11 protein-coding genes are annotated in these 11,654 nt (G+C 71.7%); 8 read left to right on the forward strand and 3 right to left on the reverse strand.

The window, feature by feature from the left end:
• Nucleotides 1-116: 116 nt before the first annotated feature.
• The 3 genes from ACFY3V_RS14760 to ACFY3V_RS14770 are packed head-to-tail and all read left to right on the forward strand — an operon-like array spanning nt 117 to nt 3,455.
• Nucleotides 117-1,967 carry a substrate-binding and VWA domain-containing protein gene (locus ACFY3V_RS14760; RefSeq protein ID WP_389773501.1) on the forward strand — a complete coding sequence of 617 codons (1,851 nt, stop codon included), beginning with the start codon at nt 117-119 and terminating at the stop codon, nt 1,965-1,967.
• The gene (locus tag ACFY3V_RS14765) at nt 1,967-2,698 is read left to right on the forward strand and encodes a hypothetical protein (protein WP_389773505.1); all 732 of its coding nucleotides are present in this window, start codon (nt 1,967-1,969) and stop codon (nt 2,696-2,698) included. Before ACFY3V_RS14760 ends, ACFY3V_RS14765 begins: the two co-directional genes overlap by 1 nt.
• 10 nt (nt 2,699-2,708) lie before the next feature.
• Nucleotides 2,709-3,455: a PspA/IM30 family protein gene (locus ACFY3V_RS14770; RefSeq protein WP_350946571.1), complete on the forward strand. Its 747-nt coding sequence runs from the start codon at nt 2,709-2,711 to the stop codon at nt 3,453-3,455.
• A gap of 154 nt (nt 3,456-3,609) precedes the next feature.
• On the opposite strand, the gene ACFY3V_RS14775 is transcribed toward ACFY3V_RS14770, so the two are convergent.
• Entirely contained in the window at nt 3,610-4,134 is a 525-nt protein-coding gene (locus ACFY3V_RS14775; protein WP_362905156.1) for a cysteine dioxygenase family protein, read from the reverse strand.
• 75 nt (nt 4,135-4,209) lie between these two features.
• On the opposite strand from ACFY3V_RS14775, the gene ACFY3V_RS14780 reads away from it, so the two are divergent.
• From ACFY3V_RS14780 to ACFY3V_RS14795, 4 genes are all read left to right on the forward strand, one after another.
• Nucleotides 4,210-5,112, forward strand: coding sequence for a LysR family transcriptional regulator (locus ACFY3V_RS14780; protein WP_389773511.1), 903 nt, complete (start codon nt 4,210-4,212; stop codon nt 5,110-5,112).
• A gap of 85 nt (nt 5,113-5,197) precedes the next feature.
• On the forward strand, nt 5,198-5,839 hold the full coding sequence (ccmA, locus tag ACFY3V_RS14785; RefSeq protein ID WP_389773514.1) for a heme ABC exporter ATP-binding protein CcmA: 642 nt from the start codon (nt 5,198-5,200) through the stop codon (nt 5,837-5,839).
• Between the two features lie 50 nt (nt 5,840-5,889).
• Complete coding sequence (locus tag ACFY3V_RS14790) at nt 5,890-7,434, forward strand: DUF6297 family protein (RefSeq protein WP_389773517.1); 1,545 nt, start codon at nt 5,890-5,892, stop codon at nt 7,432-7,434.
• Between the two features lie 91 nt (nt 7,435-7,525).
• Complete coding sequence (locus ACFY3V_RS14795; protein WP_389773520.1) at nt 7,526-8,170, forward strand: LysE family translocator; 645 nt, start codon at nt 7,526-7,528, stop codon at nt 8,168-8,170.
• Nucleotides 8,171-8,308: 138 nt separating this feature from the next.
• Here the strand turns inward: ACFY3V_RS14795 and ACFY3V_RS14800 are convergent, their stop codons facing one another.
• On the reverse strand, nt 8,309-9,262 hold the full coding sequence (locus ACFY3V_RS14800) for an aldose epimerase family protein (protein WP_389773523.1): 954 nt from the start codon (nt 9,260-9,262) through the stop codon (nt 8,309-8,311).
• Nucleotides 9,259-10,230 carry a LacI family DNA-binding transcriptional regulator gene (locus tag ACFY3V_RS14805; protein WP_350946563.1) on the reverse strand — a complete coding sequence of 324 codons (972 nt, stop codon included), beginning with the start codon at nt 10,228-10,230 and terminating at the stop codon, nt 9,259-9,261. The genes ACFY3V_RS14800 and ACFY3V_RS14805 overlap by 4 nt, the downstream gene beginning before the upstream one ends.
• A gap of 263 nt (nt 10,231-10,493) precedes the next feature.
• On the opposite strand from ACFY3V_RS14805, the gene ACFY3V_RS14810 reads away from it, so the two are divergent.
• Nucleotides 10,494-11,585: a Gfo/Idh/MocA family protein gene (locus ACFY3V_RS14810; RefSeq protein WP_389773527.1), complete on the forward strand. Its 1,092-nt coding sequence runs from the start codon at nt 10,494-10,496 to the stop codon at nt 11,583-11,585.
• The last annotated feature ends 69 nt before the right edge of the window (nt 11,586-11,654 follow it).

An 11,654-nucleotide genomic window follows, 5' to 3' on the forward strand; every position in this document is an offset into this window, starting at 1 on the left:
CGCGGAGCGTTCCCTCCCCCTGCCCGCTGCCGCGCCCGCGACGAACTCCGGTCGCGGAGAACTCTCGGGGCGGTTCGTTCGTCGGATAAGTACAGACATCCCCCCAGGAGGCAGGGTTGTACCAGCAACCGCAGCGCCGGCGTAGGAACTTCGCGCCGTTCATCGTCGCGATCATTCTCGCCGGAGCTCTGATCGTCGCCCTGCGGATCTTCGTCGGCGGAAACGAACCCGGAAGGTCGGGGGCGTCAGGGTCGTCAGGGACGTCGGAGGCGCCGAAGACCGGCGAGCAGTCCACGGCGTGCGACGACGGCGTCACCCTCACCGTCGCCGCCTCGTCGGAGAAGGCCGAGCTGCTTCGGACGATCGCCTCCGACTACAACGGCAAGACCGTGCAGGGGCGCTGCGCCGACGTCGTCATCGAGACCAAGGCGAGCGGCGGCGCGATGCAGGCGCTGGCCAGGGGCTGGGACGAACGCCAGGACGGCCCCCGCCCCGACGTGTGGTCGCCCGCCAGCAGCGGCTGGATCACCCTGCTCCAGCAGCGCGCCACCGGAAACGACTCCGCCTCCCTCGTCGCCGCCGACAACCCGTCGATCGCCAAGACGCCGCTGGTCGTCGCGATGCCCATGCCGATGGCCCAGGCGCTGGGCTGGCCGGACAAGAAGCTCGGCTGGTCCGACGTGCTCGCCGTGTCGGCCGGATCGTGGGCGAAGTACGACCACCCCGAGTGGGGGAGTTTCAAGCTCGGCAAGACCAACCCCAACTTCTCCACCAGCGGCCTGAACGCCACGATCGGCGCCTACTTCGCGGCGACCGGCCTGTCGGGCGACCTGTCGGAGAAGAACGTGGCCGACGCCAGGACCAGGGACTTCGTCCGGGACGTGGAACGTTCGATCGTGCACTACGGCGACACGACGCTGACGTTCCTGTCCAACCTGCAGCGGGCCGACGACGCGGGTGCGGGCCTGAGCTACATCTCCGCGGTCGCGGTGGAGGAGAAGTCGGTCTGGGACTACAACCAGGGCAACCCGACCGGTGACCCCGCGACGCTGGGCAAGCACGCCAAGCCCAAGGTGCCGCTCGCGGCGATCTATCCCAAGGAGGGCACGCTCTACTCCGACAACCCGTACGCGGTGCTGAGCGCCCCGTGGGTCGACGACGCCAAGCGGGCGGTGGCGGCCGACTTCCTCGCCCACCTGCAGGCCCCCGAGCAGCAGGACCGGTTCGCCGAGTTCGCCTTCCGCTCCCACGAGGGCAAGCCGGGCAAGCTGATCACCCAGGCGAACGGGCTGCTGCCCGCCGAGCCGAGGACGACCCTCAGCCCACCCGCGCCGAACGTGCTCGACAAGGTGCTCACCGGCTGGGCCGACCTGCGCAAGCCCGCGAACGTCCTCATCGTCATCGACGTCTCCGGCTCGATGGGCGCCACCGTGCCCGGAACCGGCAAGAGCAAGCTCGACCTCGCCAAGCAGGCCGCGATCAACTCGCTGCCCCAGTTCGCCGCGCACGACAAGGTCGGGCTGTGGATGTTCTCCACCAAGCGTGACGGCGACAAGGACCACCTGGAACTGGCCCCGCTCTCCGCCGTCGACAAGGCCCAGCGCGAGAAGCTGCGCGCCAGGCTCGAGGGCCTCACCCCCGACGGCGGCACCGGCCTGTACGACACCGCGCTCGCCGCCCACGAGCGGGTGCGCAAGCTACGCGGCGGTGACGCGATCAACGCGGTGGTCTTCCTGACCGACGGCAAGAACGAGGACCCCGAGAGCCTCTCTTTGGAGAACCTGCTGCCCGACCTGCGTACCGAGGCCGGTCAGGAGACGGTGCGGATGTTCACCATCGCCTACGGCCAGGACGCCGACCTCGACGTGCTGAAGCAGATCTCCGAGGCGACCGCCGCCGCCGCGTACGACTCTCGCGAGCCGGGAAGTATCGACCAGGTGTTCACCGCGGTGGTATCCAACTTCTGATGGCACGCTTCGTCGACGAACTCAAGGACCCGTGGGGGCTGTTGCTGGGCGCGACCGCCGGCGGCGCCGCGTGGGCCGTCAGCGTGCACCCGATCGCCGCGGGGTTCGTCGGTGTCGTCGTCTGGCTGACCAAGGCCGGGATCTCGGCGTTGTCGGAGCGCGGGGACCGCGACCGGCCCGCCGTCACCCCCGGCAGCCAGGAGGAGTACTGGCTCACCCGGGCCGGATCCGCCGCGCACGGGTTCGGCGAGCTGAGCGCCTCGATGGAGCGCGGCCCGCTCGCCGAAAGGGTCGCGCTGATGCGTCCCCAGGTGGACGACTCGACGGCAACGCTGGAGCGACTGGCCGAGCAGGCCTCGCTCACCGGCACCGCGCTGGCCAGGTTCGACCTGGAGATGCTCGGGCACGAGCGGGCCAGGCTGGCGCGGGCCCGGCAGGAGGCGGGGCCCGGCCTGGCCGAGGACCTCGACCGTGCCCTCGCCTCTCTGGACTCCCAGCGGGCCGTCGTCGAGCGGCTCTCCGCGACCCGGCAGCGGGTGCTCGCCAGGATGGAGTCGAGCGCGATCGGCATCGAAGGGCTCCTCGCCCGGCTGGTGGAGCTGTCCGCGGTGTCGACGAACGGGCCGCTGGAGCCACTGCGGGTGCTGGACGAGCTCGCCGACACCCTCGAAGGAGTCCGCCAGGGCCTCCACGAAACCGAACAGATCACGCGCGACGCGCTGGATCGATAAGGAGTCCCCCATGTTCAAGGTCATCCGTCGGGCCTGGCGCTACCTGGTCTTCGCCCTCTCCGGGCGGCTGGACGAGCTGTCCGACCCCCGGGTCCAGATCGAGCAGGCCATCGCGGAGGCCAAGGAGCAGCACCGGCGGCTGAGCCAGCAGGCCGCGGCGGTGATCGGAAACGAGCGTGAGCTGGAGATGAGGCTCGCCCGTTCGGTGGAGGAGACCGAGCGGCTCCAGGCCAACGCCCGCCAGGCCCTCCTGCTCGCCGAGCAGAGCCGGGCCGCGGGCGACGAGAGCAAGGCACTGTCGTACGAGGACTCGGCCCGCGCCTTCGCCTCGCGCCTGGTGGCGGCCGAGGGCGCGCAGCAGGAGTCGCGGTTGGCGCACGAACGGGCAGCGGGAGCCTCGGCCCAGGCACGTGCCGCGGTCGAGACCAACGCGATGGCCCTGCAGAAGAAGATCGCCGAGCGGATGCGCCTGCTCTCCCAGCTCGACCAGGCCAAGGTGCAGGAGGAGCTCAACAGGGCGATGGCCGATCTGTCGGGCCTCACCCCGGCCGGCGACACCCCCACCATGGACGAGGTCCGCGACAAGATCGAGAAGCGCTACGCCCGTGCCCTGGGTGAGGCCGAGCTGACCTCGGGGTCCGTCGAGGCCCGCATGATCGAGGTCGAGCGCGCCGCCATCGACGCCGAGGGCGCCGCCCGTCTGGACGCCATCAGGAAGAGCCTGCACCCGGACGGGAAGCCCGAAGTCGAGAAATAAGCGACAGCGGTCCCTGCGCCGGATCCGTCACCCCGTTCACCGGCAGGGGAGGCGGGATTCACGCGCGCCCGTCACCCGCTCAGCGAGGAGGGCCACCGGGATTCCCCCGGATCCATCACCCCGTTCCCCGGAAGAAGAGGAACGCGGGATTCGTTCAGCGGACGGGCAGGTCGTAGACGCGGCGGACGCTGGTGGGGGCGTCGCCGAGGTCGGCACCGTAGACGTGAAGCGAGATGGCCGTCTCGTCGCCCGTGTTGTGGACGCGGTGGATGTCACCGGGCGGGGCGAAACCGCTCACCTCGCCGGTCTGGTTGGCGGTCCTGCCGATCTCGGTGAGGTGGTCGCCGTGGTCGCGGTAGAGGGTCTCGTACTCCACGCCCTGCAGCACACCGAACACGCACCACGCGATGTGGTCGTGGATCACGGTCTTCTGTCCCGGCCGCCAGACCACGGCCACGACCGAGAAGGCGTCCTCGGTGTGCAGGGTGTGGCCGACGTAGTGGTCGGGGTCGCCGAGGCGCTCCTCCTCGGTGAGGATCTCGGGGGACGGCAGCCGTTCACGCAGCAGCGCCGCCACGGCGAAGGCCGTCGCCCGAGGGTCGGCGGACGGGTCGGCGAGTTCCCGGACCCCCGCGACCAACTCGGCCAGGCCCGGGCGGGTGAGCGTCAAGGTTGTCATGCCTCAAGGATGCGCAGGAGGGATACATAACGTCTAATGCCTATCTTTCCCCGTATTCATAGATAAAGTTGATACATGCTCGATATCGTGCGGCTTCGTGTCCTCGCCTCGGTGTCCCGGCACGGCTCGGTGACCGCGGCGGCGAGGGAGTTGCACTACTCCCAGCCGTCGGTGAGCCACCATCTCGCGAAGCTTGAGGCCGAGACCGGAGCCAAGCTGATCCAGCGGGCCGGCCGGGGCATCCGGCTGACCGAGGCGGGCCGCCTGCTCGCCGAACGGGCCATCGAGATCATCGGCCGTCTCGACTCCGCGTCCGCCGAGCTGTCGGCACACGTGGGCCTGCGCGCCGGACGGGTCAGGCTCGCGGCCTTCCCCTCCGCCCTGGGGACCTTCGTGCCCGAGGCCGCCGCCGCCCTCGCCGGGACGCACCCCGGCCTGGAGCTGCGGCTGACCGAGACCGAGCCTCCCGACGCGCTGCGCATGCTCAAGGCCGGATACGTGGACGTGGCGGTCATCTTCCGCTACGACGACACCGCCCCCGAGGCCGACGGGATCCGGCTGCTCCCCCTGCTGGACGATCCCAGCTACCTCATCACCTCCGGTCCGGTCGGCGAGCTGATCTCGTACCGCGACTCCCGGTGGATCGGCGGCTGCGACCGGTGCCGCAGTCACCTGCTGGAGCTGTGCGCCAGGGCGGGCTTCGAGCCGGAGATCGCCTTCACCACCGACGACGTCGTCGCCGTCCAGGCCCTCGTCGCCGCCGGGGTGGGGGTGAGCGCCCTGCCGGGACTCGCCCTGCACGCCCACCGGCATCCGAAGATCACCACGACCGAGCTTCCCGGCTCGACCCGCCACGTCTACGCCGCCACCTACGGCGAGCCCCCCGACCCCCCGGCCACCACCGCCCTGCTCAGCGCCCTCACCTCGGTGACCTCGGTGGCGGCGGGGGCGGCGGTGGGTCCCCGTAGCCACCCGTGATCGATCCCCGGCCGAACGCGCGGGCAGGCCGCCACGGGTCACGACGGCCTGCCCGCGCGGAGTCGGCAGTGGCTAGGCTCGAACGGTGTCCACAGCGATCATCACGGTGAGCGGTCTCAGCGTGGAACTCGGCGGCAACCCCGTGCTCCGCGACATCGGCCTGACGGCGGCCCCCGGCGAGGTCATCGCCGTGATCGGCGCGAACGGCGCGGGAAAATCGACGCTGCTGCGCTGCCTGGCGGGGCTGCACCCCACGCCCTCCGGCGCGTTGCGCGTCCTGGGCGGCCCGCCGAGGGACGACGCCGGCTTCTGGCGTGACGTCGCCCTGGTCGGGGACGAACCGGCCTGGTATCCGGGGCTGACGGTACGCGAGCACCTGGAGCTGACGTACGCCGTCCACGCTCCGGCCCGGCTGGAGGTCGAGGCGGCGCTGGAGTCGTTCGACCTCCGGGAGCGGGCCGACGCGTCGCCGCAGGCCCTCTCCACCGGCCAGCGGCAGCGGCTCTCACTCGCGGCCGCCCTGCTCAGGCCGAGCAGGCTGCTACTCCTGGACGAGCCGGAGCGCGGGCTCGACGAGGCGTTCCGCGAGCGCCTGGCCACGGTCCTCACGGACTACGCGGGCGCCGGCGGCACGGTGGTCATGGCGACCCACGACCACCGGCTCGCCGAGAACACCCGGGCCCGCCAGGTCGTGCTGCAGGCCGGACAGGCGACGAGCCGATCGTGAACGCGGACCACGACATGAACACGGCGCCATACGCGAACGCGGAACGAGGCGTGGACACGGTTGCGAACACGGCGCCGGGTGTGGACGTGGACCAGGGCACGGCCACGGTCCGGAGCGTCCGCGCCTTCGTCGGAGCGCGCCGCGGCGCCCCCATGAGCTGGCTGGACCGCTACGTGCGGCTGTTCGGCCTCGCGATGCTGCTCGTGGTGCTGGCCCAGCCGTTCTCCTCCGCGCTCGCCTCGCTCTCCCGGCAGGTGGACCCGTGGCGAGCCGGAGCCGGCCTCGCCCTGGTCATGCTCGCCTACGCCGGCCTTCTCCTCGCCGCCCGCGCGATCGGTCCCGTCGCGCTGTCGGCCGCCGACGCCGCCTGGCTGCTGTTGTCCCCGCTGCACCGCCGTGGCGTGCTGGGCCGGACGGCGACGATTCTCCTGGTGGGGTCCGTCCTGGCCGGGGTCGCGCTCGGGGTGGGTGCGCTCGCCGTCCTCGGCGCGCCGGACCTGCTCGCGCTGCGGCTGGCCACAGCGGTGATCCTGGGGGTCTCGGCGAGTGTGGGCGGCGTGGCGCTGACCGTACTCGCCCAGTCGTCGCAGAGCTGGCAGCCGTGGCTGAACGCGGTCGTCGTGGTGACCGCCCTGCTGGCCGCGGTGACGGCGCTGTCGGCGGCGAGCGGCCCGACGCGGCGCTTCGTGGCCGAGATCGCGAACGTGCCCGCGTCGCACGGCGCGGTGGTGGCCGCCCTCGCCGCCGTGTCGGCCGCCCTGCTCGGGTGGCGTGCGTGGTCGGCCCTGGCCGGGATTCCGGCGCGGACCGTGCTCTCCGCCTCCACCCGGGCGGGCCACGTGGGCACCGCCGCCGTCGGCATGGACCCGTCGGCCCTGACCTGGATCGCCGAGGACAACCACTGGCGGGGGCGCACCCTGCGCTCGCGCCCCTGGCCGCCGCTGCCCGCACCGTTCGCCCTGGCCTGGCAGGACTGGCGTCGCCTGGGGCGGCGCCCGGGCCGTCTGGCCGCCCTGCTCGGGGGGACGGCGCTCCCCGCGCTGGCGGCGCTCGCGGCCGGTGAGGTCGGCACGGTCGTGACGGGAGTCGTGTTCGCCGGGGCGCTGACCGCCGCGACGACGGGCATCTCGGGCGCGCGCCGCGACGGCGACAATCCGGCTCTGGCCCGGCTCCTCGGGGTCGGCGCCCGCGCGGCTCTGGCCGCCAGGTCGCTGTTGCCGGCGCTGCTGGGCGGCGGCTGGCTGACCGTCGCCCTCGCCTTCATGTCCCTGACGGGCGCGCTCGGGACGGGCCCGTGGTGGCTTTTCGGACCGCTCGCGGCCCCCGCGCTGGCCGCCGGAGGGTTGCGGATGGCCCGCCGGAACCCGATCGACCACTCCATGCCGGTCATCGAGACGGGAGGAGGGGCGATACCGACAGGCCCGCTCATCTGGGGTTTGACCGGCGTGGATCTCGCGGTGCTCGGGTGCCTGCCGCTGACGCTCGCCCTGGGTCTCCAACCCTCCTCCCTCGTGGGGTTCCTCGCCGTCCAGGCTCTGGCCGGTACGGCCGTCCTGCTGGGCTACCTGCTTCGGGCGGGGTCCGTGCGGAACTGAACAACGGTCTGCTCCGGGCGGGGTCCGCGCGGAACCGACCGACGGTGAAAATGCGAGGCGCCGGGGAAGTCGATGCCTCTACGATCCGGCTATGCCGGATTTGTCCACACTCGCGCTCTTCGCCGCCGCGACCCTCGCCCTGCTGCTCGTACCGGGACCCGCGGTCCTCTACATCGTGACCCGCAGTGTCGCCCAGGGCCGGTCCGCCGGACTGATATCGGTGCTCGGCATCCACCTCGGCTCGCTGGTCCACGTGGCCGCCGCCGCCCTGGGCGTCAGTGCCCTGCTCGCGGCCTCGTCGACCGGATTCATGATCGTCAAGTATCTCGGTGCCGCCTACCTCGTCTGGCTGGGCGTGCGCAAGCTCATGACCCGCTCGAACGGGGAGGGCTCCTTCGAACCGAAGACGGCGACGAGGTCCCGGATGTTCTGGGAGGGCTTCGTGGTCAACGTGCTCAATCCGAAGACCGCGATCTTCTTCCTCGCCTTCCTGCCGCAGTTCGTCGACCCGCAGGCCGGACCGATCGCCCCGCAGATCGTGCTGCTCGGCCTGATCTGGACGGTGCTCGGTATCGCGAGCGACGGCGCCTTCGCCCTGCTCTCCTCGGCCCTGGCGGGCCGCCTGCGCCGCTCGGCCCGTGCCCGCCGCCGCCTGGACGTCACCAGCGGCTTCGTCTATCTCGGCCTGGGAGCCGTCGCGGCCTTCAGCGGCGAGAGCGCCGCGGCCAAGGCCTGAGCGGGGCAGACCCCGCACCGCGAGCCTCGCCCTCCCCTTTCCGGCCCGCCGAGGAGCCCGGCGGGACATGGGTCCCGAACCCTCGGAAGGACCTCCCTGCCCGGACCCCCGGAAATTCTTCCGGAGGTCCCGGTGCCGTCAGGTGAAGCGGTAGGTGGTGGTGGACTCGAACCGCTCGCCGGGACGCAGGACCACCGAGGGGAAGCCGGGCTGGTTGGGCGAGTCGGGGAAGTGCTGGGTCTCCAGGCACAGGCCCGCGTGCTTCGCGTACGCGGTGGCGACGCCGTCCAGGAAGTTGCCCGTGTAGAACTGCACGCCCGGCTCGGTGGTGGTGACCTCCATCGTGAGCCCGCCCGCGGGTTCGCGGACCTCCATGCCACCGCGCAGGACGTAGCAGTGGTCGTAGCCGTCCCCGAGCAGCGGGTCGGCGATCCGCTCGCCGATCTCGCGCGGCGAGGTGAAGTCGAACGGGGTCCCGGCGACCGGGGCGATCTCCCCGGTCGGGATCTGCGTGGCGTCGACCGGCAGGTAGTGGTCGGCGTCGATACGGACCACGTGCTTGAGGACGTCGCCGCCCCCGGCGAGGTTGAAGTAGGAGTGGTTGGTGAGGTTCAGCACGGTCGGCGCGTCGGTGGCCGCGCGATAGTCCATCCGGATCGCGTCGGCGGTCAGCGTGTAGGTGACCGCGACGGTGAGCGTGCCGGGGTAGCCCTCCTCGCCGTCCGGGCTCACGTACTCCAGGGTCACGGCGGTGTCCGAGGCGTGGGTGATCCGCCAGACCCGGGTGTCGAAGCCGTGCGGCCCGCCGTGCAGGCTGTTGGGGCCGTTGTTGATCGGCAGCTCGTGGTCGCGGCCGTCGAGGGTGAAGCGTCCGCCCGCGATGCGGTTGCCGTACCGGCCGACCACCGCGCCGAAGTAGCGGCTGCGCGTCAGGTAGTCGTCGAGGTCGTCGTAGCCGAGGACCACGTTGACGCCGGAGACCTCCAGCGACTGCAGGATCGCCCCGTAGCTGAGGATCGCGGCGCGCATCGGCCCGTTCGACAGCACGTGCCGCTCGACTCGCTCGCCCGACGGGGTGGTTCCGAAGCTCATTTGCGTGCCTCTCCGGTGGATTCACGGACGACCAGGCTGGTGTCCAGGGTGGCCAGGGTGGGGGTGGCGCCGGCGTCGAACGACTGCAGCAGCAGGTCCACGGCCATCCGCCCGGCGGCGGCCGTGGGCATGGCCACGGTGGTCAGTTTGGGGCGGTTCAGCCGCCCGGGAACGATGTCGTCGACGCCGACCACGCTGACCTCGTCCGGGACGCGTACGCCGCGTTCGTACAGGCCCTCGATGAGGCCGATCGCCACCAGGTCGTTGTAGGCGAGCACGCCCGTCACCCCGGCGGAGATCACCTCGGCGGCGACGGCGAGGCCGCCCTGCTCGGTGGGCGCGTTCGGGCCGAGGATCACCAGCTCGACGCCGTCCGTCGCGGTCGCGGCGGCGCGCATCTCACCGCTGGTCCACGAGCCGGCCGGCCCCAGAAGCAGGGCGATCCTGCGGTGGCCGAGCCGCATCAGGTGCTCGATCGCGAGGCGGGCGCCCTGGCCGACGTCCATCAGGATCGTCGGCATGCCTCTCACCCTGCGGTTCACGACCACGAACGGCACGTCGGCGCGGAGGCGCTCTATGACCCGGTTGGACAACCTGGGACTGCAGAGCAGGACCCCGTCGACCTGCTTGGCGAGCGTCTGGATCAGCTCCTCCTCGACCAGCGGGTCCTCGTCGGTGTCGGCCACGAACACGTGGTAGTCGCGGGCTCTGGCCTGTGCCTGGGCGGACTTGATCAGAGGCGGGAAGAACGGGTTGGAGATGTCGGCGACGATGAGGCCGATGTTGTGGGTCCTGCCGGTGGTGAGCGCCCGGGCGGCACGGTTGGGCCGGTAGCCGAGCTCCTCGGCGACGGCGAGCACGCGGTTGCGGGTCTCGGCGTTCACCAGGTGTGGCGCGGAGAAGGTGCGGGACACCGTCGAGACGTGCACTCCCGACGCCCGTGCCACATCCCTGATCGTCGCTGCCACCGTGCTCCTTCGCCCTGGCCCACCATGGGGCCTTGAAGCACATTAGTGCAAGCGGTTGCGCGACTGTCAACGCCGGGATCGAGCGGTCTGCCAAACGATATGTGAGGGCTCGCGTCGCCCTGGCGATAGGAAATCTCGAAAAACCCGCAGATGGGAAGCGCCTTACTAAATTGGGCCCTTGACGTTAATCACGGATGTCATCAATGTTTCTTGCAACCGGTTGCAGGATGCCGGGGCACGGGACCGCGATGGGAGATGGCGTAATGGAACCGGTTCGCGTGGTGCTCGCCGGAGCGCACGGTCACGGCTGGTGGCATCTGTCGAACGTGCGGCGGCTGGCCGAGGCCGGGCTGGTGAGGCTCGCCGGGGTGTGCGACGTGCGGCCGGTCGACGGCCTGCCCGAGAGCGCGGAGTTCTCCGACGACCTGGTCGAGCTGATCGGGCGTACCGGCGCCGAGGTGACGATCCTGTGCACCCCCATCCACACCCACGCCGAGCTGGCGGAGAAGGCGCTGCGCGCCGGGTCGCACGTGCTGCTGGAGAAGCCGCCCGCCGCCACGTACGCCGACTACCTGCGGATCGTCGCGGTGGCCGAGGAGACCGGGCTCGCCTGCCAGGTGGGATTCCAGAGCCTGGGCTCCGAGGCGATCCCCGCGATCCGGCGGATGGTCGCGGAGGGAACGATCGGCCAGGTCACCGGGATCGGCGCGGCGGGCGCGTGGGAGCGTCCCTACTCCTACTACGACCGGGTGCCGTGGGCGGGCAGGCGCGAGGCCGGCGGCGTTCCCACGGGCGACGGCGTTCTCACCAACCCGCTCGCGCACGCCACCGCGACCGCGCTCGCCGTCTCCGGCGCGGCGGTGGAGAACGTCGAGGTCGAGCTCTACCGGGCCAACGCGATCGAGGCGGACGACACCTCGTGCGCGCGGGTGCGGATGGACGACGGGACGACGGTGACGGTCGCGGCCTCACTGTGCGCGGACCGGCGGCACGAGCCGTACCTCATCGTGCACGGCGAGAGGGGGCGGATCCGGCTGACCTACACCGAGGACCGGGTCGAGTTCGCGGGGACCTCGGTCGTCCACCCCAGGACCGACCTGCTGGAGAACCTCGTCGCGCACCTCCGCGACGGCGCCGAACTGCTCGTACCGCTGGAGAGGACCGCGGGTTTCATGCGCGTCCTGGAGGCGGTACGGCTCGCGCCGCGACCGCTCGCCATACCGGACGTGTTCCAGGAGGTCGGCGACGAGCGCCGGGTGCTGCCCAGGATCGCCGAGGTGACGGCGGCGAGCGCGGAACGGCTCGCGCTCTACTCGGAACTGCGCGTGCCCTGGAGCGAGCGTGCCCGCCCCTGACCGAAACCCCGAGAACCCTGGATCGGGCGTGCCCGTCTTCGGCCGCGCCGCAAGGCGGCCTTGCCCGGA

Origin of the sequence: Streptosporangium sp. NPDC000095 (genome assembly GCF_042899335.1) — a bacterium.
In the GTDB taxonomy this organism is placed as follows: Bacteria; Actinomycetota; Actinomycetes; order Streptosporangiales; family Streptosporangiaceae; genus Streptosporangium.